Annotated in this window: 22 protein-coding genes; 15 read left to right on the top strand and 7 right to left on the bottom strand. The window is 66.1% G+C overall.

Annotation, left to right across the window (positions count from 1 at the left end; translation table 11 throughout):
• Positions 1-29 precede the first annotated feature (29 nt).
• The 3 genes from R5R73_RS13680 to der all read left to right on the top strand — a co-directional run bounded on the left by R5R73_RS13680 (position 30) and on the right by der (position 3,445).
• On the top strand, positions 30-686 hold the full coding sequence (locus R5R73_RS13680; RefSeq protein WP_071229919.1) for a YfgM family protein: 657 nt from the start codon (positions 30-32) through the stop codon (positions 684-686).
• Entirely contained in the window at positions 686-1,852 is a 1,167-nt protein-coding gene (bamB, locus tag R5R73_RS13685) for an outer membrane protein assembly factor BamB (RefSeq protein ID WP_071229920.1), read from the top strand. Before R5R73_RS13680 ends, bamB begins: the two co-directional genes overlap by 1 nt.
• Positions 1,853-2,041: 189 nt before the next feature.
• Positions 2,042-3,445, top strand: a complete 1,404-nt coding sequence (der, locus tag R5R73_RS13690; protein WP_322527798.1) for a ribosome biogenesis GTPase Der — start codon at positions 2,042-2,044, stop codon at positions 3,443-3,445.
• Between the two features lie 127 nt (positions 3,446-3,572).
• Here the strand turns inward: der and R5R73_RS13695 are convergent, their stop codons facing one another.
• Positions 3,573-4,445: an ATP-binding protein gene (locus tag R5R73_RS13695; RefSeq protein WP_322527799.1), complete on the bottom strand. Its 873-nt coding sequence runs from the start codon at positions 4,443-4,445 to the stop codon at positions 3,573-3,575.
• A gap of 240 nt (positions 4,446-4,685) precedes the next feature.
• Between R5R73_RS13695 and R5R73_RS13700 the strand changes: the two genes are divergently transcribed.
• Both R5R73_RS13700 and R5R73_RS13705 read left to right on the top strand, forming a co-directional pair.
• A complete protein-coding gene (locus R5R73_RS13700) occupies positions 4,686-5,309 on the top strand; it encodes a hypothetical protein (RefSeq protein ID WP_071229926.1) in 624 nt (207 codons plus the stop codon).
• A 95-nt stretch (positions 5,310-5,404) separates the two neighbouring features.
• Entirely contained in the window at positions 5,405-6,232 is an 828-nt protein-coding gene (locus tag R5R73_RS13705) for a M48 family metallopeptidase (protein WP_083387130.1), read from the top strand.
• A gap of 333 nt (positions 6,233-6,565) precedes the next feature.
• On the opposite strand, the gene aroE is transcribed toward R5R73_RS13705, so the two are convergent.
• The 3 genes from aroE to R5R73_RS13720 form a co-directional block, all read right to left on the bottom strand.
• Positions 6,566-7,378 (bottom strand): shikimate dehydrogenase, encoded by an 813-nt coding sequence (gene aroE, locus R5R73_RS13710; protein ID WP_071229927.1) that lies wholly within the window; start codon positions 7,376-7,378, stop codon positions 6,566-6,568.
• Entirely contained in the window at positions 7,375-8,307 is a 933-nt protein-coding gene (gene hemF / locus R5R73_RS13715; RefSeq protein WP_322527800.1) for an oxygen-dependent coproporphyrinogen oxidase, read from the bottom strand. Before hemF ends, aroE begins: the two co-directional genes overlap by 4 nt.
• Before the next feature lie 94 nt (positions 8,308-8,401).
• Positions 8,402-8,950 (bottom strand): L-threonylcarbamoyladenylate synthase, encoded by a 549-nt coding sequence (locus R5R73_RS13720; RefSeq protein WP_322527801.1) that lies wholly within the window; start codon positions 8,948-8,950, stop codon positions 8,402-8,404.
• A 201-nt stretch (positions 8,951-9,151) separates the two neighbouring features.
• On the opposite strand from R5R73_RS13720, the gene R5R73_RS13725 reads away from it, so the two are divergent.
• Positions 9,152-9,991 carry a 5'-nucleotidase, lipoprotein e(P4) family gene (locus R5R73_RS13725; protein ID WP_322527802.1) on the top strand — a complete coding sequence of 280 codons (840 nt, stop codon included), beginning with the start codon at positions 9,152-9,154 and terminating at the stop codon, positions 9,989-9,991.
• Between the two features lie 54 nt (positions 9,992-10,045).
• Here R5R73_RS13725 and dprA read toward each other — a convergent pair whose 3' ends face one another.
• Both dprA and R5R73_RS13735 read right to left on the bottom strand, forming a co-directional pair.
• Positions 10,046-11,218 carry a DNA-processing protein DprA gene (gene dprA / locus R5R73_RS13730; RefSeq protein ID WP_322527803.1) on the bottom strand — a complete coding sequence of 391 codons (1,173 nt, stop codon included), beginning with the start codon at positions 11,216-11,218 and terminating at the stop codon, positions 10,046-10,048.
• A gap of 94 nt (positions 11,219-11,312) precedes the next feature.
• Complete coding sequence (locus tag R5R73_RS13735; protein WP_322527804.1) at positions 11,313-12,473, bottom strand: LysM domain-containing protein; 1,161 nt, start codon at positions 12,471-12,473, stop codon at positions 11,313-11,315.
• A gap of 188 nt (positions 12,474-12,661) precedes the next feature.
• Here R5R73_RS13735 and def point away from each other — a divergent pair, with 188 nt between their 5' ends.
• The 7 genes from def to R5R73_RS13770 all read left to right on the top strand — a co-directional run bounded on the left by def (position 12,662) and on the right by R5R73_RS13770 (position 19,959).
• A complete protein-coding gene (def, locus tag R5R73_RS13740; protein ID WP_322527805.1) occupies positions 12,662-13,168 on the top strand; it encodes a peptide deformylase in 507 nt (168 codons plus the stop codon).
• A gap of 135 nt (positions 13,169-13,303) precedes the next feature.
• On the top strand, positions 13,304-14,341 hold the full coding sequence (gene fmt, locus R5R73_RS13745) for a methionyl-tRNA formyltransferase (protein ID WP_322527806.1): 1,038 nt from the start codon (positions 13,304-13,306) through the stop codon (positions 14,339-14,341).
• Positions 14,338-15,666 carry a 16S rRNA (cytosine(967)-C(5))-methyltransferase RsmB gene (gene rsmB, locus R5R73_RS13750; RefSeq protein ID WP_322527807.1) on the top strand — a complete coding sequence of 443 codons (1,329 nt, stop codon included), beginning with the start codon at positions 14,338-14,340 and terminating at the stop codon, positions 15,664-15,666. The genes fmt and rsmB overlap by 4 nt, the downstream gene beginning before the upstream one ends.
• Before the next feature lie 233 nt (positions 15,667-15,899).
• Positions 15,900-16,595 carry a bifunctional nicotinamidase/pyrazinamidase gene (pncA, locus tag R5R73_RS13755; protein WP_244179761.1) on the top strand — a complete coding sequence of 232 codons (696 nt, stop codon included), beginning with the start codon at positions 15,900-15,902 and terminating at the stop codon, positions 16,593-16,595.
• Positions 16,596-16,696: 101 nt separating this feature from the next.
• On the top strand, positions 16,697-16,903 hold the full coding sequence (locus tag R5R73_RS13760) for a dodecin (protein ID WP_071229935.1): 207 nt from the start codon (positions 16,697-16,699) through the stop codon (positions 16,901-16,903).
• Between the two features lie 178 nt (positions 16,904-17,081).
• The gene (trkA, locus tag R5R73_RS13765; RefSeq protein WP_071229936.1) at positions 17,082-18,455 is read left to right on the top strand and encodes a Trk system potassium transporter TrkA; all 1,374 of its coding nucleotides are present in this window, start codon (positions 17,082-17,084) and stop codon (positions 18,453-18,455) included.
• Between the two features lie 55 nt (positions 18,456-18,510).
• The gene (locus R5R73_RS13770; protein ID WP_322527808.1) at positions 18,511-19,959 is read left to right on the top strand and encodes a TrkH family potassium uptake protein; all 1,449 of its coding nucleotides are present in this window, start codon (positions 18,511-18,513) and stop codon (positions 19,957-19,959) included.
• Positions 19,960-20,040: 81 nt separating this feature from the next.
• On the opposite strand, the gene R5R73_RS13775 is transcribed toward R5R73_RS13770, so the two are convergent.
• Positions 20,041-20,166, bottom strand: a complete 126-nt coding sequence (locus tag R5R73_RS13775; protein ID WP_282097184.1) for a hypothetical protein — start codon at positions 20,164-20,166, stop codon at positions 20,041-20,043.
• 36 nt (positions 20,167-20,202) lie between these two features.
• On the opposite strand from R5R73_RS13775, the gene sstT reads away from it, so the two are divergent.
• Together sstT and R5R73_RS13785 are read left to right on the top strand one after the other, a co-directional pair.
• Entirely contained in the window at positions 20,203-21,447 is a 1,245-nt protein-coding gene (sstT, locus tag R5R73_RS13780; RefSeq protein WP_071229938.1) for a serine/threonine transporter SstT, read from the top strand.
• 144 nt (positions 21,448-21,591) lie between these two features.
• Positions 21,592-22,806 (top strand): TraB/GumN family protein, encoded by a 1,215-nt coding sequence (locus R5R73_RS13785; RefSeq protein WP_322527809.1) that lies wholly within the window; start codon positions 21,592-21,594, stop codon positions 22,804-22,806.
• The last annotated feature ends 45 nt before the right edge of the window (positions 22,807-22,851 follow it).

Consider the following 22,851-nt stretch of genomic DNA (forward strand, 5'->3'; position numbering starts at 1 on the left):
TCGTAGTCAATAGTGTAAGGAGACCGCCCGTGGCGGAGCTTAGGACCGAAGAAGAGCAGCTGGACGCGATCAAACAGTGGTGGAAGTCCAACGGAAGCGCCCTGCTGGTGGGCATCGTCATCGCCGCGGCCGGCGTGTTCGGCTGGCAGGCGTGGCAGCGTTACCAGGAAGGCCAATCCGCCGAGGCCTCCAATGCCTACCAGCAGCTGATCGCGATCGCCAGCAGCGACACCCTCGACGACAACGCCCGCACCCAGGCGTTCGACCTGGCCGACGGCCTGCAGAGCGACCACGGCGATACGCTCTATGCCGATCTGGCCGGCCTACTGGAAGCCAAGATCGCGATCAATGCCGAAGACAACGAACGCGCCCGCCAGGCGCTGAACGATGTCGTCGCCAACAGTGACCGCCCCTACATGCAGAGCCTGGCGCGCATCGATCTCGCACGCCTGCAGATTGCCGGCGACGATGCAAAAACCGCCCTGACGACCCTCGAGGAGAGCGTGCCGAGCGCACTGGAAGCGCAGCGCCAGAATGTGCTCGGTGATGCCTACGTCGCGCTCGAACGCCCCGAGGATGCGCGTAACGCCTACCAGCAGGCGCAGAGTCTGGCGCAGGATGCCGACCAGACCCTTTACGGCCTGCAGCTCAAGCTAGACGATCTCGGTGCGGAGGACGCCACCTGATGAAATTGACTCACCTACTTCTGCCGCTGGGGTTGACCGCGACACTGCTGGCCGGCTGCGCCGGCAGCGTCGAGCCGCAGTATCCGCCCAAGGAACTCCAGGACTTCACGCCCAAGGTCAGCCTCGACGAGCGCTGGGACCAGGGAATCGGCGAAGGCCTGGGCCGCGCCCGCTATCCGCTCACCCCCCTCGTCGATAGCGGCACCCTTTACGCCGTCGACCAAACCGGTGACCTGCACGCCATCGACACCGACAGTGGCGAAACCCAGTGGGAGGTCGAGCTGGGCACGCCTATCTCCAGCGGCATCGGCGCCGACAGCAGCCGTCTCTATATCGGCACCCGCAACGGCGAAGTGCTGGCCATCGATCGCGGGGACGGCAGCATCGACTGGAAATCACGGGTCTCCAGCGAAGTGCTGGCCGCTCCCCAGGTCAACAGCGAACTGGTCGTGGTGCAGAGCGTCGATGGCGCCGTCACCGCGCTCGACCGCCTGAATGGCAACGAGCAGTGGGTCTACTCCAGCTCCCAGCCGGCATTGACCCTGCGCGGCACCGGCGCGCCCCGTGTCATCGAGCCGGTCTCCTTTGCCGGGTTCGCCAACGGCCGCCTGGTGACGCTGGACAACCGTAGCGGTCAGCCGCTGTGGGACATGCGCGTCGCCGTTCCCAAGGGCCGTACCGAAGTCGACCAGCTCGTCGATCTCGACGGCCAGCCGGTGCTGACCCAGGACGGGCGCCTGTTCGTGACCAGCTACAACGGCCGCCTGCTGGCGCTGGAAGCCACTTCCGGCAAGGTGCTGTGGGAGCATGAAGAGTCCAGCTATCTGACCCCGCTGGTGGTCGGCAACTACCTGTTCACGGTCAACGAAGCGAGCCACGTCATCGCGATCGAGGCCGACACCGGCCGGGTAATGTGGGATTCCGACACCCTCGAAGGCCGCTCGCTGACCGCGCCCTCGTTCGTCGACGGCAACATCGTGGTGGGCGACTACGATGGCTATATCCATCTCATCGACGCCTCGACCGGCGAAATGAATGGACGGGTAGAGATCGGCGGTGATGGGCTGACGCTGCCGCTGTTGACCGGCAATCAGCGCATCTACGCGCTGAGCAACGACGGCACCCTCGTCGCCTACGACCTCGAGACGCTTTCCGACCGGAATTGATCGGCATCGGGTGATGGCTCATCGGCCCCGCCTCGGCGGGGCCGATGGCGTTATGGAAGGCGATATCGAGAGGTTCGGACTTCGCGCTTCTCGCATGCTAGAATGCCGGGCTATTAGCATCGATCGTACCGGGTCACCCGACCCCTCCCTCCGATCGTCCACCTTGTCACCGCCCTTTTGCGAATCGCCATGAATCCCGTTATCGCCCTGGTTGGCCGACCCAACGTCGGCAAGTCGACGCTTTTCAACCGCCTGACACGCACCCGCGATGCACTGGTGGCCGATTTCCCCGGTCTGACCCGCGACCGCAAGTACGGCAGCGGCCAGCTCGGCGACAAGACCTACACCGTCATCGATACCGGCGGCATCAGCGGTGACGAACAAGGCATCGACGCGGCCATGGCGGAGCAGTCCCTGACCGCTATCGACGAGGCGGATATCGTGCTGTTCATGGTCGACGGGCGTGCGGGCTTGATGCCGGCCGATCAGGCGATCGCCAACCACCTGCGCGTAAACCAGAAGAAAACCTGGCTGGTAGTCAACAAGACCGACGGGCTCGAAGAGCAGACCGCAATGGCCGACTTCTGGGCGCTGGGTCTGGGCGACCCGCACCCGATCGCCGCAGCGCATGGACGTAACGTCACCACGCTGATCGACGAAGTGCTGGCGCCCTTCCCGGAGCGTGACCCGGACGCCGGCCCCGCCGGCAATCATCCCGGCATTCATATCGGCGTCATCGGTCGCCCCAATGTCGGCAAGTCGACACTGGTCAACCGGATGCTGGGAGAGGACCGCGTGGTCGTGTTCGACGAAGCCGGCACCACCCGCGACGCCATCGAGATTCCCTTCGAACGCCGCGGCAAGCCCTACGTGCTGGTCGATACCGCCGGCGTAAGGCGTCGCAAGAACGTCAGCCTGATCGCCGAGAAGTTCTCGATCATCAAGACGCTGGAAGCGATCAAGGAGTGCCATGTCGCGATCATGGTGCTGGATGCGCGTACCGGCCTGGTGGAGCAGGATCTGCACCTGCTGGACTACGTCCTCAGCAGCGGCCGCGCGCTGGTGCTGGCGGTCAACAAGTGGGACGGCCTGGAAAGCGAAGCGCGAGACAAGATGCGCTCCGACATCAAGCGCCGCCTGGGATTCGCCGACTATGCCGAGCTGCACTTCATCTCGGCGCTGCACGGCACCGGCGTGGGCGATCTCTACAAGTCGGTCGACAAGGCGTTCGACAGTGCCAACAGCCACTGGTCGACCAACCGCCTGACCTCGATCCTGCAGGATGCGGTCAGCGAGCATCAGCCGCCGATGATCCATGGCCGTCGCCCCAAGCTGCGCATGGCGCACCAGGGCGGCAGCAACCCGCCGATCATCGTCGTTCATGGCAACCAGACATCGTCCCTGCCGGAAGCCTACAGGCGCTATCTGACCAATACCTTCCGCAAGGTATTGAAGGTGCGTGGCACGCCGATTCGCTTCGAATTCCGTTCCGGCAACAACCCCTACGACAATCAGGCCGGCGCCAGCGATCGCGAAAAGGCGCGTGGACGGCAGCTGAGCCGGACCCGCGAGGCGCGCAAGAACCGCCGCTGAAGCGAGAATCGAGGCTGAATCGAGAGCCAGTGCAGAAACGGTCGGCGCGCATCGCTACGCGCCGTTTCGGTAAATCGTTTCAGGCTCGAGCGGCTCTGTATCAATGGCTCACTGGGGTGGTGTGCCCCTACCCCACGGTTCTCTGCATGGACTGCGACCCAACCCACTGACAGGCGAATTGCCACGCCGCCCGGCCGCTGCGCACGCCGCGCAGGGTGGCATAGCGAACGGCTTCGGCGCGGGCGTCCTCGCTCCACGCGCCCTCACCGGCCAGATGAGCGACCCAGTGCTGGCAGGTCTCGAGATAGGCCTGCTGACTGAACGGATGAAAGGCGAGCCACAGGCCGAAGCGATCCGACAGCGAGATCTTCTCTTCCACGGCATCGCCATGGTGGAGTTCGCCATCGACCAGGTGGGTTTCCTGGTTGTCGGCCATGGATTCCGGCAGTAGGTGACGACGGTTGGAGGTCGCGTACAGCAGCACGTTTTCCGGCGGCCCGGTCAGCGTGCCATCGAGCACGCTCTTCAATGCCTTGTAGGCATCGTCGCTGCCTTCAAAAGAGAGATCGTCGCAATAGACGACAAAACGCTCTGGCCGGTCGCGCAGGCGCTGCACCAGGATCGGCAACGCCACCAGGTCGTGGCGATCGACCTGAATCAAGCGCAGCCCTTCACCGGCCAGCGTGTTGAGCAAGGCACGAACCATCGAGGACTTGCCGCTGCCGCGCGCGCCCCACAGCAAGGCGTGGTTGGCAGGATAGCCCTTGAGAAAGGCGCGGGTGTTGTCGAGCAGGGCTCGTTTCTGACGCTCGACGCCGATCAGATCATCGAGCCGAACCCCGTCGCGGGGCGATACCGCCACCAACTGCCCACCGAGCGGGTGAGACTGCCATAGCGCTGCGATATCGCGACTCCAGTCGACCGCTGGCGACTGCTCCGGCAACCACCCCTCGACACGGTCCAGCAGGCGGCTCAAACGTAGCGCCAGATCACCATCCATCTTCCACTCTCCTCATTGACATTCACGATCGAGACCATACCGGCAACCTCATGAAACAGCGCTGAAGATCGTCATTCGCGACGATTGCGGATTGCCGGAAACAGCGTATCTTGTGCCGGTTGGTTCCGTGGGTCCAGTCGCGGGGGCTCTTGCAGCACCCCGGACTCGACGCAGGATGTTTCCATGCACCGCCGCTTCACTACCCTTTCCCGACCGCCGCTAATTTCAAGGAGAGAGGCGATGCCGTCTCGTTCCCGCCCGTTCATCGCGCTGATGTTGGTGTCCTTGCTGGGCGGTTGCCTGGCGCTGCCGCAGGTCGGCTTCATGCTGGGGCGGATCGCCCTTTCCTCGATGGGTGTCGAAAACGTCCGTATCGGGAACTACCACTTTTCGCCCGGCCTGGAAGATATCGACGAACTCACGCTCTTGAGCTCCGGACTCGCGCTGGCCGGCCTGCCGGTCAATATCGATCTTCCCCTCGCCATGACATTGCCCGCCAGCGCGCCGCCGATCGAGCTGCAGGGCTTCGATTGGCAGTTGCAGGTGCCGGGCGCCGAACCCGCCAGCGGCGAAGTCGACGAGCCGATCCAGTTGCAGGGCGGTGAACCGGCCACTGTCACGCTTCCCGTGGCACTCGAACCGGCCGGTATCGATGCCCTGGCTTCCCGCGCCGAGCGCGTCTCGTCGCTGCTTTCGCTCGCCCGCCAGCTCAGTCGTCGCGGCGAACTGCCGGCAGGCAGCCAGCTGTCGCTGACACCGACCTTGCCCGCAGCGCTCGACGGCATCGTCACCGCACCGACACTGATCCTCGACATCGGCGAGCAGACCACGTCCGCACCAGATACCGTGCCGGTGGACGGTTGACCGCCCCGACAGGCCGGGTATCTTGTGCCAATCGATGACCCGTCTCGGCCAACCACCCCGACAACATACGATTCAGGCAGATCTTGGAGACCATCATGGAAGATTCGAAGCCTCTCATGTCAGGAAAACCTTCGCGCCGGGTGATCGGCGCCCTCGGCCTTGCCGCGCTGCTCAGCGCCTGCAGCACGTCGCCGCTGGGGCGCAACCAGCTGGCGTTCTACTCCGACGATGAGTTGGCTCAGATGGGCGAGCAGAGTTTCGCGCAGTACGAGCAGGAGCTGCCCACGGTCAGCGGTGCCCAGGCAACCTACGTGCAGTGCGTGGCCAAGGCGATCACCGCCGAAGTGCCCGCCAGCGCCGGCATCTCCGAGTGGGAAGTGAAGGTGTTCAAGGACGATACCGCCAACGCCTTCGCCTTGCCCGGCGGCTACATCGGCGTCAACACTGGCCTGCTCGATGTCGCCACCAACCAGGATCAACTCGCCGCGGTCATCGGCCATGAAGTCGGCCACGTGCTGGCACACCACGCCAACGAGCGGGTCTCCACCCAGGCTGCGACGCAGAGCGGGCTTTCGATACTGCAGACCGTTGCCGGCCTCGAAGGCGCCGGGGGCGAGCAGGTCATGGGGCTGTTGGGCGCCGGCGCACAGTACGGCGTCATCCTGCCCTTCTCGCGCCAGCAGGAGTCGGAAGCGGATCTGGTCGGGCTGGACCTGATGGCCGATGCAGGCTTCGACCCCAGCGCCAGCCTGCAGCTGTGGCAGAACATGTCTGCCAACAGCCAGGGCGAACCGCCGGCCTGGATGTCCACCCACCCCAGCAACAGCCAACGCATGGAAGGTCTGCGCAGTCGCCTCGATGAAGCCCAGCCACGCTATGAGCAGGCCAAGGCCGAAGGCAAGCGGCCCAGCTGCAAGGTTTAACGCCCCTCCTGTCAGCATCTGCGGGACAGGTTGCTGGCAGGTAGAACCGATAGGCTTGAATCCGCCACCCAATGACGCCTTCCAGACGGCGCTGGACGACGGTCGCTCGTGCCGGGTCTTGCGTCATGGATGACGCAAGAGGCGCGTTGGGCAGGATGCCCTTTCGCGCCGACCCGAGCACGGGCGATTGGCGTTCAGGGTTTCGCCGTCTGTGGCGTTAAAAAAGGGGAGCGCGAGGGGCTTGCCCCTCGCAATCACGAGCAAGAGGATCGTTGAGACTCGGACAGTGGTAAGCTGACTCTGCTGGAATTCGTTGCTTTACCGAAACCCAAGTTACAATTCCCGCCGCAGCATCTCCCGCAGCGGTGCGGTATCCGGGCGCACCTGACGCCACAGCCAGAAAGATTCAGCGGCCTGCTCGATCAGCATGCCGAGCCCGTCGACCGACCGCGCGCCCTGCTCTGCCGCCCAGCGCAGAAACACGGTCGGCTCGACGGCATACATCATGTCGTAGGCCAGCCCGTCGGCCGCGAAAATTCCCGTTGGCAGTGGCGGCAGATCGCCGGCCAGGCTGGCGCTGGTGGCGTTGATCACCAGGTCGAACGGCCCCGCCACGTCCTCGAAGCCGCATCCGGACACCTGGCCTTTATCGGCAAACAGGGCCGCCAGTGCCTCGGCCTTGGCCACGGTGCGGTTGGCGGCCGTCAGCGATGCGACACCCGCTTCCAGCAGCGGCTCGATCACGCCGCGTGAAGCGCCTCCGGCACCGAGCAGCAGCACGCGAGCGCCCGCCAGCGGCGCGGCATGAGCCTCGAGATCCCGAACCAGCCCCACGCCGTCGGTGGTATCGCCGTAGACCTTGCCATCATGACCCAGCATCAACGTATTCACCGCCCCGGCCTGTCTGGCCCGTGGCGAGAGCACTTCCGCCAGCGCGAAGGCTTCCTGCTTGAACGGCACCGTCACGTTGGCGCCCCGGCCGTCGGCCTCGACGAAGGCACGCCAAGCCCCCGCGAAATCCGCGACCGGCGCTTCGATCGCGGTGTAGTCGATGGCTTCGCCGGTCTGCTCGGCGAACGCGGCATGGATCCGCGGTGATCTGGAGTGCCCGATGGGGTTGCCGAAAACGGCGTAGCGGTCGGTCATGTCGACAGTTGTTCCTCCGGCGTATTCAGCCAGTCATGGGGCTGGAGATAGGCGAGCAGCCGAGCCTCTTCGGAACCGGGCTGCGGCGCCCACTGGTACTGCCAGCGGGCCAGCGGCGGCATCGACATCAGAATCGACTCGGTGCGCCCGCCGCTCTGCAGACCGAACAGGGTACCTCGGTCCCACACCAGATTGAACTCGACGTAGCGACCGCGTCGATAGGACTGGAATTCCCGCTCGCGCTCGCCGAACGGCGTATCGCGCCGGCGCTGGGCAATCGGCCCGAAGGCATCGACGAAACTGTCGCCGACCGAGCGCTGGAAAGCGAAGCACTCCTCGAACGACCATTCGTTGAGATCATCGAAGAACAGCCCGCCGACCCCTCGGGTCTCGTCGCGATGCTTGAGGAAGAAATAGTCGTCGCACCAGGCCTTGAAGCGGGGATAGACCGCTTCGCCGAAAGGATCGCAGGCCGCCTTGGCAACCCGATGCCAATGCTGGACATCCTCGAGATAGGGATAGTAGGGCGTCAGGTCGTAGCCGCCGCCGAACCACCATACCGGCTCCTCGCCCGGCTTGTCGGCAATGAAGAAACGCACGTTGCCGTGGACGGTCGGCACGTGCGGATTGCGGGGATGCAGCACCCAGGAGACGCCGACCGCATGGAAGCTGCGGCCTGCCAGCTCGGGGCGCGCCGCGGTTGCCGAAGGCGGCAGTTTCTCGCCGTAGACGTGGGAGAAATTGACGCCCCCTTTCTCGAACAGCGCGCCCTCTTCGATCACCCGCGACCGCCCGCCACCGCCTTCGGGGCGGTCCCAGGTCTCCTCGCGGAAGCCTTCCCCGCCATCGAGCTCGGCCAGCGAGTCGCAGAGTGAGTCCTGCAGGGTGAGCAGATAGTCCTTGACGCGTTCGAGATGCGGATGTGCCACGGTCGTCGTTCCTTCAGGTCGGGAGAGTGAGCGTCCAGAGTCGTGAAAATCCGGAGCGTGAAGCGAGAAAATGTCGCTGCGTAAAGGCGAGCGCTCAGGCGCGCAGCACCTCGTTGGTCATCAGGTCACGAATGGTGCTGGGCCGATCGCGCCCGCCAAGCTGACCGTCCACCACCGCGTCCAGCGCCTCGCCGAACGTCTCGCGCACCTGTGACGCGCTCATTGCCGGCGGTTCGCCGGCCCGGTTGGCCGAGGTCGACACCAGCGGGCCGCCCCAGGCCGCGCACAGCGCCTGGACCAGCGGATGATCGCTGACGCGAACCGCCAGCGTGGAATGGCTTCCTCGCAGCAGCGGCGCGGCCCGGCCATTGTCGGGGATCAACCAGGTATTGGGGCCGGGCCAGCTGGCGGAGAGACGCGCCATCGCGTCGTCGTCGACGCCTTCCAGCCACGCCGCGAGCTGCCGGATGTCTCCGGCGATCAGGATCAGCCCCTTCTCGCTGGCACGACCCTTGAGCGCGATCAACGCGCTCAGCGCCCGTTCGTCATCCGGATCGCACCCCAGCCCCCACACCCCTTCGGTGGGATAGGCAATGATGCCGCCGCGCCGGAGCGCCGCAACGGCTGCTGTAAAGTCCTGCATGATCTTGATCCTTCTTTCCGCGAGCCGACCTGTCGCTGGATATGGGTTAAATTCTACCATGCCCGAACGACGACCCGCCGTGCCTCAACGTCGCACCCCGCCCCGTATCCGGCGTGGCAAGTGCGACTATCGCCCGCCCTGTCGGGCCGTCCGGAACACACGCCAACAAGACGAAGCCAACAAGACGAAGAGGAACCGACCATGCCCCGTTCATCACTCTCCTTATCGCTGCTCTCGCTGGCACTGGCCGGCGGTCTCACCGCCTGCGCCCAGCAGCCCGCCCAACCGCCAGCCCCGCAGGTGTCCCTCTCCGACGAACTGGTGATGGCAACGGTGTGGATGCAGTCCTCCGGCGAATACGCCGCGCTCAGCCATCAGGCCTTCAACCTGGCCCGCATGAATCTGGATCGCGCCCTTTCCGCTCCCGGAACGAGCGGGCAGCGCCCACCGGCGATCGTCGTCGATGTCGATGAAACCGTGCTCGACAACTCGCCCTACGAAGCGTGGCTGATTGCCAACGACGAGAACTACGCCAGCGACAGCTGGCACCAGTGGGTGGAGAAGGCCAGCGCAGTACCGATGCCGGGCGCCAAGCCGTTCCTGGACTACGCGGCATCGCGCGGGGTCGAGATCTTCTACGTCACCAACCGCCGCGACAGCGAAGCCGAGGCGACGCTGCGCAACCTGCAGCGGGTCGGCTTCCCCGATGCCAATGGCGAGCATCTGCTGCCGCGCAGCGACTCCAGCGACAAGACACCGCGGCGTCAGCGCGTATCGCAGTCGCACTGGGTCGTGCTGCTGATGGGCGACAACCTCGGCGATTTCTCCGCCGGTTTCGACCGCGATACCGCCGCCGCCCGCCGGGCCGCGGTCAACGCCCAGGCCGACGCCTTCGGCAGCCGCTACATCATGCTGCCCAATCCGGCCTATGGTGCCTGGGAAGAAGCGATCTACGGCGGCGACTGGAGCCTGAGCGACGAAGAGAAATCGCGGGCTCGCCGCAACCATCTGGAAGTGTGGGGAGGGCCGGCCGGCGAGTAGGTGCATCCGCCGCGCTGCGTGGCGGCCCGATCCCGGTAGCGATGACGCGGGGCGTCAGCCCCCTCTCCTGACCCAACCGCCGGTGATCTGGGCCGCCCAGCCGTCGAGCTCGAGTTCGAGCAGCCCCAGCTGTATGTCGGCCACCGACTGCCCGGTCAGATCGACCAGCAGATCCACCGGCGTCGGCGCGTCGCTGAGCGCTGCCAGCAAGGGCGAGTCGGGGGCGGCAGGCGCGACGACAGGCGATGGCGGGTTCGTCGCGATCCGTGGCGATGACGGCGAGAATTGGCTCGACTCGGTATGCGCTGTCGGGAAAACGCCGGACGCCGGCACCTGCCAGGCGGCAAGATCGTCGAGAATGTCGTCGACATGGCGAACCAGCGCCGCCTCGCCTTGGCGGATCAAGCGCAGACAGCCCGTCGATTGCGGGTTGTGAATCGATCCCGGTATCGCGAAGACCTCCCGGTCCTGCTCCAGCGCCAGGCGCGCGCTGACCAGGGAACCGCTCTTCTCCGCGGCTTCCACCACCAGCACGCCCTGAGATAGCCCCGTGATCAGACGATTGCGCCGCGGGAAAAAGCGGGGATGGGCTCGGGTCGTGGGCGGATGTTCGGACAGCAGCAAGCCCTGCCCCGCCAGCAGCTCCCGATACAGCGAAGCATGGCGCGGCGGGTAGATCACGTCCACGCCACAGCCAAGCACGCCGATGGTGGCGCCGCCGGCCTGCAACGCCGCTCGCTGGGCGGCGCCATCGATGCCCAGGGCCATGCCGCTGGCGATGCAGAATCCTTTCGCGACGAGATCCCGGGCGAAACGCACGGCGTTGTCCTGGCCTTCCCGCGTGGGTCGCCGGGTGCCGACGACCGCCATGGCAGGGCGATTCAGCACCTCGAGATCGCCCTTGGCCCACAGCACGGTCGGCGGGTCCGGCAGCTGGGTCAGCAGGTCGGGCCATGCCGGATGTCCGGGGTGGAGAAGATGATGGCGGGCATCGGCCCGTTCCCACTCGAGCGCAGCGTCGATCGCAGGCGCAAGCGGGCTGCGCGCGGGATGATCCAGCCACAGGCGCAGCGGCTGGGCCAGATTCGACGGTAGCGCCGCCAGCCATCCCTGGGGCCAGGGCAGATCGTCGCCCTCGCGCCAGCGGCGCAGCAGCGGTGCCAGTCTGGCCGGCCCCAGCCCCGGCAGGGCATCCAGTGCCAGCCAGTCACGCAGCTCCGGGCTCATGACCGCCCCTCATCCACGGCGTGACCGACCGTTCGCCAGACGGCTTCCATCCACGACGCCCCGATCCACGACGCCCCGATCGGCGCGGTGCCGATCACGGCGCGCCTCCGCTGGCTACGACTTCTCGGAGATCGCTCGGCACCACGAGTCGATCGCCCACCGCCAGCGCCTGCGAGGCGCGCATCACCAGGGCGTAACTGAGATGCTCGAAGACCCGGAACACCATCACGGCGCCGGCTTCGGTATCCGGCAGTGTCACCCACTCGTCGCGCACATCGTCGCGCACGCGCTCGCCCTGACGCATCACCTGCAGCACATGGCCCGTCTCGAGCCCGTCGGCACGGCCGCGATCGATCGCCACGACATCATGGCGGCCGATGAAGCGCACACCGTCCGGCACGGAAAGAATGGTTGCCACGATCGGTGTTTCAGGCGCCCTCGGCTGGAACTGCGTCGCGATGCCGCCTTCGTCCAGCGCCAGCAGATAGTCGCCATTGCGAATCTCCTGTACCGCATCCAGCACCTTCAGCTCGCCGACACCATCGACGTTCCGCCGCACCCGCGCATGGCCGAGGCGATGCAGCTCCAGCCCCAGCGACCTCGTCTCCGAGCCCTGCCCTTCCGACTCGGACGACATGGGCGCACGGTAATCGCTGCCCGGCCGATAGATGCCCAACGTGGTGCCCGTCGCCGGCAACCGGCCATGGGCATAGAGCGTATCGCCAGCGCCGCTCAACAATCGCTGGGCCTGGCCAGCGACCACCGTTGGCGCATCGGCCAGCACGCCGGGGTCGACGATCTGATAGGACTCGAGGAAGACCCGGATGCGATCCAGCGGCAGGCTGGGCACCGCCTCCCGGGCCGGGGCGCGGCGTACGCTGGGAGAGAGCCGAACCGTCTCGCCACGCCCGCGCTCCAGGGCAAGATGCGGCGCGCCATCGGTCGCCACCAGCCGGATCACGTCTCCCGGATAAAGCTGCCGTGGCGAGGCCACCTGCGGGTTGCGCTGCCATAGCGCCTGCCACTGCCACGGCGAATCGAGAAAGCGCGCCGCGATGCTCCACAGCGTATCCCCCTCGCGAACCGTGTAGCTGGCCGGCGCATCCGCTTTCAGCGACAACGGCTCCTGAGCCGACAGCGCCCACACCGGGGTCGGCGAAGCGGCCAGCAGACCCAGGCCACCAACCAGCAGCAGCCGTCCCGCCACGGCGCGACAACGGGAGCGGCACGCTCGCCAACCATCCAGACTGATCATTGCAGTTATCATCCCCAAGGGTGGGTCATCGACATCTTCCACTATAGATCGGCGCCGGCAGGACGGACTTGAGGGCCAGCCCCGTCCATGGATCACGGCATGGCCTCGGCACAGCGGTTTCCCCGTCGGCGCTGGCGCTCTACAATAGGCAGATCACGTCACTCATGCCGATAGGCACGCAAACGAATATGGCCATCAGAACCATTCTCCAATATCCCGATCCGCGCCTTCGCACCAAGGCAGCGCCGGTCACCCAGGTCGACGACGAGATCCGCACGCTGGTCGACGACATGCTGGAAACCATGTACGACGCTTCCGGTATCGGCCTGGCCGCCACGCAGATCGATGTCCACCAGCGCGTGATCGTCATGGATGTCAGCGACGATCGCAACAACCCGCTGGTCTTGATCAACCCGACCTACGAGCCGCTGGACGACGAACGCGAGCCGCTGCAGGAAGGCTGCCTGTCGATCCCCGACTACTACGCCGAGGTACCGCGGGCACTGCGCGTCCATCTCAAGGCGACCGATCGCGACGGCAACGCCTACGAGCTGGATGCCGACGGCCTGCTGGCCCACTGCATCCAGCACGAGTGCGATCATCTCGAGGGCGTGCTGTTCGTCGACTACCTGTCGCCGCTGAAGCGCGACCGGGTTCTCAAGAAGATGCAGAAGCGCCAGAAGCAGGACGCCTGATCGCCCGTCGCGTCATCTTCAGGCTTTCGAAGGCCGGCCGTCCTCGCGACGCCGGCCTTTCGTCATTGCTCTTCAGGGTTTATCCACTGCAGGCATCACTCATCCTCAGGCATTCACTCGTCAGGAACGTATCGAATGAGTCACCGTGTTGAAGGGCAGCCGCTGCGTATCGTCTTTGCCGGCACGCCGGATTTCGCGGCCGAGAGCCTCAAGGCCCTGCTCGCCTCCCGCCATCAGGTCGTCGGGGTCTACACGCAGCCGGACCGCCCCGCCGGCCGTGGCCGCAAGCTCACGCCCGGCCCGGTCAAGCGCCTGGCGCTCGAGCACGAACTGCCGGTGGAACAGCCGCTCAGCCTCAAGGACGAAGCGGCCCAGCGACGGCTGGCCGAATTCGAGGCCGACATCATGATCGTCGTCGCCTACGGCCTGCTGCTGCCGCAGGCGGTGCTCGACACTCCCCGGCTGGGCTGCCTCAACGTGCACGCCTCGCTGCTGCCGCGCTGGCGCGGCGCGGCGCCGATCCAGCGCGCCATCGAGGCGGGCGACAGCGAAAGCGGCATCACCCTGATGCAGATGGATGCCGGTCTCGATACCGGCGACATGCTGCTGATCAAGCGCACCCCGATCGACGACACCACCACCGGCGGCGACCTGCATGATCGCCTCGCCGCGCTGGGCGGCGAAACCCTGGTCGAGGGCCTCGACGCGCTGGCCGCACAAGGCCTGACCGCCACGCCGCAACCGCAGGACGGCGTCACCTATGCCAGCAAGCTCTCCAAGCCGGAAGCGGAGCTGGATTTCCGCCAGCCGGCGGCGGTGCTGTCACGTCGCATTCGCGCCTTCAACCCCTGGCCGGTGGCCTGGACGCGCCTCGACGGCGAGCCGCTGCGGCTGTGGTTCGCGATGGCGGAAGCCGAAACCGGTGACAAAAATCGCGAGCCAGGCACGCTGCTCGAACCCGCCGCGGACGCCCTGCGGATCGCCTGTGGCGAGAGTGGCCGCGAGGTCCTGCGGGTGACGAAGCTGCAACTGCCCGGCGGCAAACCGCTCGCGGCGCGCGACCTGCTCAATGCCAACCATCCCCGTCTCGGCCCTGGCCAATGTTTCGGCCGAAGTTCCGACCAGCGCCTCGGCCGCGCCGCCGACCAGCCCTCCAAGGAAACCGACCAATGAATCCTGGCGATACCCGCGCCTTTGCCGCGCAACGGCTGGTGCCGGTCCTGAACGGCAAGGGCTCGCTGTCGAGCCTGGACGCCGAGCTGGCCTCCAGCGCGATCAAGGAGCGCGACCGTGGCTTCGTCAAGGCGCTCTGCTTCGGTGTCTGCCGCGCGCATCCGCGCCTGGAAGCGCTCGCCAGCCAACTGCTGCGCCAGCCGATGAAACAGCGCGATACCGACATCCAGGCACTGCTGCTCATCGGCCTGTACCAGATCCTGTACATGCGCGTGCCGCCCCATGCCGCCGTCAGCGAAACGGCCGGCGCCGCCCGCGCCCTCGGCAAGCCGTGGGCGACTCGCGTGCTCAACGGCTGCCTTCGTCGGTTCCAGCGCGAATCGGTGGCGTTGCAGGCCAAGGTCGATCGGGATGCGCCGGTGGCGCTGTGGCACCCAAACTGGCTGCTGCTCGAATTCCGCGATGCCTGGCCGGACGCCTGGCGGGCGATCTGCGAGGCCAACAACGAAGCCGGACCGATGACCCTGCGCGTCAATCGCCGCCACGCTTCCCGCGAGGCGTATCTGCAGCGTCTCGAAACGGCGGGGCTCGACGCCGCGCCCTGCCGCTTCGCCGAGGACGGCATTCAACTGGAAACGCCCTGCGACGTGACCCAGCTGCCCGGCTTCGCCGAGGGTGACGTCAGCGTTCAGGACGAGTCCGCCCAGCTCTGCGCCGACCTGCTGACGCCGGCGCTGGCGGACAAGGATCGCCAGCGGGTCCTCGACGCCTGCGCCGCCCCCGGCGGCAAGACGGCGCATCTGCTCGAGCGTTTCGAGGCGGACCTCACCGCGCTGGACGTCGATCCGACGCGCCTGCAGCGTGTCTCGTCGACTCTCCAGCGCCTCGGGCTGGAAGCCACGCTCCAGGCGGCCGACGCCAGCGACCCGGCCGCCGACGAACGCTGGTGGGACGGCCAGCCGTTCGATGCCATTCTGCTCGACGCGCCCTGCTCCGGTACCGGGGTCATCCGGCGTCACCCGGACATCAAGCTCGCCCGCCGCCACAGCGACGTCGCCGAACTGGCCGCGCTGCAGGCACGCCTGCTCGACGCATTGTGGCCCAGGCTCGCGCCGGGCGGCACCCTGCTCTACGCCACCTGTTCGGTGCTGCCGGCGGAAAACAGCGCCCAGATCGAGGCGTTTCTCTCGCGCACGCCGGATGCCGTCGCCGACATGCCCGACGATCTCGACTGGGGCCAAGCGGCGGGCCACGGCCGGCAACTGCTGCCGACACCTGCCGGCCACGACGGCTTCTTCTACGCCCGCCTGCGCAAGCGCGCCTGAGCCGTTCTCTCGCTTGAGTCGTTCTCTCGCTGCGGCATCGTTTGTTCGCAGCGGTACCGCCCCACCTCGCACCCCGGTCGTTCCGCTGGGCGGGCCAGGCGGATGACCAGCCATACCGGGGGCTACGCAACGTCCCGGTGTGCGGTCCGGACAGCCCGATGCCGGGCCGGCTTGCGACATTCCCGCCAGCCTTCGATACTGAGAGAGAATTCGCCACGCAGGAAGCGCCAGCCGTGCCTGACAACGACGTTCTCGATAACCCTGCCAGCCCCGAGACCCAGCCCGCCGGACTCGCCGTCGGCGGCGTCGCCCCGCATAGCGCCCTGATCGTCGTCGATGTCCAGCCGGACTTCATGCCGGGCGGTGCGCTGGCCTGTGCCAAGGGTGACGAGATCCTGCTGGGGCTCGAGTGGCTGCTGGCGCAACATGCCTTCGCCCATGTCGTGGCGACGCAGGACTGGCATCCGCCGGGGCACGTCTCGTTCGCCTCCCGGCATCCGCCCCATCAGCCATTCGAGTCGATCGAGCTCTATGGCCACGCCCAGACGCTATGGCCCGATCACTGCATCCAGCGCACCGAGGGCGCGGCGCTGCATCCGGCGATCGACTGGTCCGCCTGCGACGCGATCATTCGCAAGGGCACCGATCCCGGCATCGATTCCTACAGCGCCTTTCGCAACAACATCGGCCCCGACGGCCATCGCCCTGCCACTGGGCTCGCGGGCTGGCTGCGCGATCGCCGCGTCACCGATGTCTACGTCTGCGGGCTGGCGCGGGATGTCTGCGTACTGTGGACTGCCGAAGACGCCGTCGCCGCCGGTTTCAACACCCATTTCCTCTGGCCGCTGACGCGGCCGGTCACGTTCGAGACGGACGACGATACCCGCCAGCGTCTTTCGTCGCTGGGCATCGCCATCGTCGATGCCTGAGCCAACGGCGCGCCTGAATCGTACCTCTTTCCAGGCCCCAGGGAGTCCAGGGGCTTTCAGTCGTCGGCAACGGCCGACGCTTTCAACCAAGGAGCTTTACCATGAGCGACCACGTCTACAAGCAGATCGAACTCACCGGTTCCTCGACCACCAGCATCGAGGATGCCGTCCAGAATGCGCTGACCAAGGCCAGCAAGACCCTGCACGGCATGCGCTGGTTCGAGGTCACCGAAACCCGCGGCCACCTGGAAGACAACAAGCTTTCCCACTGGCAGGTGACCATCAAGGTCGGCGTCACGCTGGATTGAATGACGCTGCACTGGATACGACTCGGGGCCGCCGGCGAGATGTCGCCCGCGGCCCTGTCATTCGGTCGTCCACCTCGTTATGCTACGCGCTGATTTCGGCGCCCGGCGGGTTTCGCCCCGGTTTTCCGGCGCCGGGTAAACTGGCAGGCGGTACGCCGTATTTCCGTGATGGTTTGGCATGAAAATTATTATTCTGGGTGCCGGTCAGGTCGGCGGCACGTTGGCCGAACATCTGGCCAATGAAGAGAACGACATCACGGTCGTGGATATCAACGAGGAGCGGCTGCGCGAATTGCAGAACCGTCTCGACATCCGGACGGTGATCGGTACCGCGTCCTACCCCAACATTCTGCGTCAGGCCGGCGGCGAAGACGCCGACATGCTGATCGCGGTGACCAGTTCCGACGAGATTAACATGGTCGCCTGCCAGGTCGCGCATACGCTGTTCCGCACGCCGACCAAGATCGGCCGCGTGCGCTCGACGGCCTACCTGACGCGCAAGAGCCTGTTCTCCAACGACGCCATTCCGGTGGACGTGCTGATCAGCCCGGAGCAGGTGGTGACAGACCATATCCGCCGTCTGATCGAATACCCCGGCGCGCTGCAGGTGCTCGACTTCGCCGGCGGCCTGGCCCAGCTGGTGGCGGTCAAGGCCTACTACGGCGGCCCGCTGGTGGGGCAGGAGCTCGGCTTTCTGCGGCGCCACATGCCTGACATCGATACCCGCGTGGCGGCGATCTACCGCCGCGACCGGCCGATCATTCCCACCGGCGACACCGTCATCGAAGCGGACGACGAGGTCTTCTTCATCGCCGCGCGGCGCGATATCCGCACCGTGATGGGCGAGCTGCGCAAGGTCGACCGCGACTTCCGTCGCGTGCTGATCGCCGGGGGCGGCAACATCGGCGAGCGCCTGGCGGAAACGCTGGAACACAAGCATCAGGTCAAGATCATCGAGCATGATCTCGGCCGCTGCGGCACCCTCTCCGAAAAGCTCGACCGCACCGTGGTCCTGCATGGCAGCGCCACCAGCAAGCGGCTGATGCTCGAGGAGAACATCGAGGATTGCGACATCTACTGCGCGCTGACCAACGACGACGAGGTCAACATCATGTCGTCGATGCTGGCCAAACGCCTCGGTGCGAAGAAGGTGCTGACGCTGATCAACAATGCCGCCTACGTGGATCTGGTCCAGGGCGGCGAGATCGATATCGCCATCTCGCCGCAGCAGACCACCATCGGCAGCCTGCTCACCCACGTGCGCCGAGGCGATATCGTCAACGTGCATTCGCTGCGTCGCGGCGCGGCGGAGGCGATCGAAGCCATCGCCCACGGTGACAAGCGCTCCTCTCGCGTGGTCGGCCGCACCATCGGCGAAGTCGACCTGCCCAGCGGGACCAGTATCGGCGCCATCGTACGGGGCAAGGAGGTCCTGATCGCTCATGACGACGTCATGATCGAGACCGGCGACCACCTGATCCTGTTCGTGATCGACAAGCGCCGCATTCGCGATGTCGAGCGGCTATTCCAAGTCGGCCTGACCTTTTTCTGATGTTCGACACCTTCGGCACAGCCCGCCCGCGTTGGCCGGTAGGGAGCGAGTTTCCGTGAGCCTGCTGGTCATTCTTCGCATCGTCGGTCTGCTGCTGATGCTGTTCAGCCTGACCATGGTACCGCCCATGGTCATTGCCCGGATCTTTCACGATGGCAACTGGCACGCCTTCGGCGCCGGCATGGCAATCTCGATCGTCACCGGCGCGCTGCTCTACTGGCCCAACCGGAAGGCCAAGCGCGAGCTGCGCACCCGCGACGGTTTCCTCATCACGGTGCTGTTCTGGAGCGTTCTCGGACTGTTCGGGACGATTCCTTTCATGGTCTCCGAAGCGCCGTCGATGTCGTTCACCGATGCGGTGTTCGAGTCGTTTTCCGGGCTCACCACGACCGGGGCAACCGTTCTCAGCGGCATCGATCACCTGCCGGCGTCGATTCGCTTCTACCGCCAGCAGCTCCAGTGGCTGGGCGGGATGGGGATCGTCGTGCTCGCGGTGGCGATTCTGCCGACGCTGGGCATCGGCGGCATGCAGCTCTACCGGACCGAGATCCCCGGCCCGCTGAAGGACTCCAAGCTGACGCCGCGAATCACCGAGACGGCCAAGGCGCTGTGGTACATCTACGTGATCCTGACCGTGGGGTGCGCGCTGGCCTACTGGGCGGCCGGCATGAACTGGTTCGATGCCATCGGCCACAGCTTCGCCACCGTGGCCGTCGGCGGGTTCTCCACCTACGATGCCAGCATCGGCCACTTCGACAGCACCACCATCGAGATGATCTGCGTATTCTTCATGATCGTCTCCTCGGTCAGCTTCGGCCTGCACTTCGCGGTGTGGCGCGAGCGGCGCCTGCTGCAGTACATCCGCGATCCGGAATTTCGCTTCTTCGTGACCTTCCTGGGCCTGCTGATCGCCATCACCGTCGTCACGTTGTTCGCCACCGGCACCTATCACGATGCCACCGGCATCCGCCACGGGCTGTTCGAGGCGGTCTCGGTGGCGACCACCTCGGGCTTCAGCGTGGCCGACTTCACGCTGTGGCCCGGCGTGTTGCCGATCTTGCTGTTCATGGCGGCTTTCGTCGGCGCCTGTTCGGGGTCCGCGGGCGGTGGCATGAAGGTGATTCGTATCCTGCTGATCCTGAAACAGGGTATTCGCGAGATTCACCGCCTGATCCACCCCAACGCCGTGTTCGCCGTCAAGGTCGGCAAGATGCGCATTTCCGAGGGGGTCGCCGAAGCCGTGTGGGGATTCTTCTCTGTCTACATGATGCTGTTCGTGGTGATGCTGCTGGCCCTGCTCGCCACCGGGCTCGATCAGGTGACGGCGTGGTCGGCGATCGGCTCGGCACTCAACAACCTGGGCCCGGGGCTCGGTGATGTCTCGACCGATTACGGCGACATCCCCAGTGCCGCCAAATGGATCCTGGTGCTGGCGATGATGCTGGGACGCCTCGAGATCTTCACCATTCTGGTACTGTTCACGCCGGCCTTCTGGCGTCGCTGAGCGGCCGGCGCTCACTCCCCTCTTCTCGAATCCATTTCCCCGCTTCTCGAATCCATCGTTTCCCCGAAATCCATCGTTTTTTTACCACCAATCCGCTGCCGCGCTGGTCGATGCCACCAGGGATCGCGCGCCGGGCAGGGTTTCCGGCGAGTTTCGCGCCGGCAGCGATGATAGAATGCCGCCCTTCGTGGCTACGCTGCCATCCATCTCGGTATCCTCAAGCAAGAGTCATAAGAGAGAGTCATGTCCGCCAGTTCCGACACCCGAACCGCTTCCTCGCGCCTGCCTCGCATCGGGCTCATTCCCCAGATCCTGATCGGCATCGTGGCGGGCCTGATCCTGGCCTCGCTGGCGCCGTCGACCGCCGCGTCGTTCGCCATTCTGGGCGATCTCTTCATCGGCGCGCTCAAGGCGGTCGCGCCGATTCTGGTGTTCGTGCTGGTAATGGCGGCCATCGCCAGCCATCAGCGCGGCCAGCCGACCCAGGTGCGCGGGGTGTTGATGCTCTATCTGATCGGCACGCTGGTTGCCGCACTGGTCGCCGTGACGGCGAGTTTTCTCTTTCCGACCTCGCTGATCATCGACGCTCCCAGAGCCGATGGCACGCCGCCGACCGGCATTGCCGAGATCCTGCGCAACCTGGCCATGAGCGCGGTGGACAATCCGGTCCATGCGCTGATCGAGGCCAATTTCATCGGCATCCTGGCCTGGGCGGTAGGGCTCGGGCTGCTGCTGCGTAACGCCAGCGACACCACGCGCCGGGCGCTGGCCGACGTGTCGGATGCGGTCTCCGGGCTGGTGCGCTGGGTGATTCGCCTCGCCCCGCTGGGCATCTTCGGGCTGGTCGCCAACACCTTCGCCTCGACCGGCATGAGCGCCCTGGCGGATTACGCCCAACTGCTGGCAGTGCTGCTCGGCTGCATGGTCTTCGTGGCGCTGGTGACCAACCCCCTGATCGTGTTCCTCTACACGCGCCGCAACCCCTATCCGCTGGTCTTCGCCTGCCTGCGCGGCAGTGCCATCACCGCGTTTTTCACCCGCAGCAGCGCGGCGAACATTCCGGTCAACATGGCGCTGTGCGAACGGCTCGACCTGCACCCGGACACCTACTCCGTCTCGATCCCGCTGGGCGCCACGATCAACATGTCCGGCGCGGCAATCACCATCACGGTGATGACGCTGGCTGCCGCCAACACCCTGGGCATCGGCGTGGACTTCGCCACGGCGTTCCTGCTGTGCATCGTCTCGGCACTGGCGGCGTGCGGCGTTTCCGGCGTGGCCGGCGGCTCCCTGCTGCTGATCCCGATGGCCGCCAGCCTGTTCGGCATCTCGGCGGACGTCGCCATGCAGGTCGTCGCGATCGGCTTCGTCATCAGCGTGATTCAGGACTCCACCGAGACCGCGCTCAACTCCTCCACCGACGTGCTGTTTACCGCCGCGGCCTGCCGTTCGCCCCGCGCCCGGGCACGCCTCGCCGGGAGCGATTGACCGGCAACCGGGCCAGCGCCGCCATCACCGAGCCGTTTTCGGTGTCCGCGATGGGTTTTCCGTGCCCACGGCTTGGAATTGGCGGCGTGACGTGCAATATGGGACGACTATCCTTCAGTCCTTTCAGTCTTGGAACGCCCCTAGATGCCTGACACCGCCGCCGGACCTCGCGAGACCGCCGAGCTCGCCGATCACCACCTGACGCTTCTGGGCACCGCCCACGTTTCCCAGGCCAGCGCCGACGAGGTTCGCGAACTGATTCGCTCCGGCGAATTCGACGCCGTCGCGATCGAACTCTGCACCTCCCGCCACCAGAGCCTGGTCCAGCCCAACGCCATGGCCAAGCTCGATCTGTTCCAGGTACTCAAGCAGGGCAAGGCGGGCATGGTCGCCGCCAGCCTCGCGCTGGGCGCCTTCCAGCAGCGCGTGGCCGAACAGTCCGGGATCGAACCCGGCGCGGAAATGCGCACGGCGGTCAAGGAGACCCAGCGGGCGGGGCTGCCGCTCTACCTGATCGACCGCGAGATCGGCGTCACCCTCAAGCGCATCTACCAGAACGTGCCCTGGTACAAGCGCTTCAGCCTGATCTCCGGACTGCTGGGCAGCGTGCTGTCGCGGCAGAAGGTCTCCAGCGAGGAGATCGAGAAACTCAAGCAGGGCGACGTGCTCGAATCCACCTTCGCCGAGTTCGCCGAACAGTCCCAGACGCTCTACGAACCCTTGATTACCGAGCGCGACCGCTACATGGCGCTCAAGTTGATCGAGGAACTGCCCGACGGCGAATCGAAGCGCGTGCTGGTGGTGATCGGCGCCGGCCATCTCAAGGGCATGAAGGATCACCTCGAGACCCTGAATCGCCAGCCGCCGGCGCTGGATGCCGTGATCCAGGAACGTGCCAACCTGGAGTCGACCGCGCCCCGTTCGCGCTGGTGGAAAGCGATTCCCTGGGTGATCGTCGCGCTGGTGCTGACCGGCTTCGCCATCGGCTTCAGCCGCGATACCTCCCTCGGCTGGTCGCTGGTGGGCGAATGGGTATTGATCAACGGCAGCTTCTCCGCCCTGGGCGCGCTGATCGCGCTGGGCCACCCGCTGACGATCGCCGCAGCCTTCGTCGGCGCGCCGCTGACCTCGCTCAACCCGACGATCGGCGTCGGCTTCGTGACCGCCGGGGTCGAGCTCTACCTGCGCCGCCCCACCGTCGGCGACTTCTCGCGGCTACGCAGCGATGTCAGCCACTGGCGCGGCTGGTGGCGCAACCGGGTCGCCCGCACGCTGCTGGTCTTCCTGCTCTCGAGCCTCGGCTCGGCCATCGCGACCTGGGTCGCCGGGCTGCGCATCGCCGGGCAGCTGTTCGGCTGATTCGAGCCGATCTCCCACCGACAGCGGACGCTTGAAACCCGCTCC

The organism is Salinicola sp. LHM (assembly GCF_034479735.1).
Lineage (GTDB): Bacteria > Pseudomonadota > Gammaproteobacteria > Pseudomonadales > Halomonadaceae > Salinicola > Salinicola salarius.

Coding starts and splice junctions, on each gene's coding strand:
- R5R73_RS13700 (WP_071229926.1), top strand. CDS start 4,686: ATGCCGTCTCGTTCCCGCCCGTTCATCGCGCTGATGTTGGTGTCCTTG.
- R5R73_RS13695 (WP_322527799.1), bottom strand. CDS start 4,445: ATGGATGGTGATCTGGCGCTACGTTTGAGCCGCCTGCTGGACCGTGTC.
- R5R73_RS13785 (WP_322527809.1), top strand. CDS start 21,592: ATGCCTGACACCGCCGCCGGACCTCGCGAGACCGCCGAGCTCGCCGAT.
- R5R73_RS13735 (WP_322527804.1), bottom strand. CDS start 12,473: ATGATCAGTCTGGATGGTTGGCGAGCGTGCCGCTCCCGTTGTCGCGCC.
- sstT (WP_071229938.1), top strand. CDS start 20,203: ATGTCCGCCAGTTCCGACACCCGAACCGCTTCCTCGCGCCTGCCTCGC.
- R5R73_RS13705 (WP_083387130.1), top strand. CDS start 5,405: ATGGAAGATTCGAAGCCTCTCATGTCAGGAAAACCTTCGCGCCGGGTG.
- trkA (WP_071229936.1), top strand. CDS start 17,082: ATGAAAATTATTATTCTGGGTGCCGGTCAGGTCGGCGGCACGTTGGCC.
- aroE (WP_071229927.1), bottom strand. CDS start 7,378: ATGACCGACCGCTACGCCGTTTTCGGCAACCCCATCGGGCACTCCAGA.
- R5R73_RS13760 (WP_071229935.1), top strand. CDS start 16,697: ATGAGCGACCACGTCTACAAGCAGATCGAACTCACCGGTTCCTCGACC.
- bamB (WP_071229920.1), top strand. CDS start 686: ATGAAATTGACTCACCTACTTCTGCCGCTGGGGTTGACCGCGACACTG.
- der (WP_322527798.1), top strand. CDS start 2,042: ATGAATCCCGTTATCGCCCTGGTTGGCCGACCCAACGTCGGCAAGTCG.
- dprA (WP_322527803.1), bottom strand. CDS start 11,218: ATGAGCCCGGAGCTGCGTGACTGGCTGGCACTGGATGCCCTGCCGGGG.
- R5R73_RS13720 (WP_322527801.1), bottom strand. CDS start 8,950: ATGCAGGACTTTACAGCAGCCGTTGCGGCGCTCCGGCGCGGCGGCATC.
- rsmB (WP_322527807.1), top strand. CDS start 14,338: ATGAATCCTGGCGATACCCGCGCCTTTGCCGCGCAACGGCTGGTGCCG.
- R5R73_RS13725 (WP_322527802.1), top strand. CDS start 9,152: ATGCCCCGTTCATCACTCTCCTTATCGCTGCTCTCGCTGGCACTGGCC.
- fmt (WP_322527806.1), top strand. CDS start 13,304: ATGAGTCACCGTGTTGAAGGGCAGCCGCTGCGTATCGTCTTTGCCGGC.
- def (WP_322527805.1), top strand. CDS start 12,662: ATGGCCATCAGAACCATTCTCCAATATCCCGATCCGCGCCTTCGCACC.
- R5R73_RS13775 (WP_282097184.1), bottom strand. CDS start 20,166: ATGGATGGCAGCGTAGCCACGAAGGGCGGCATTCTATCATCGCTGCCG.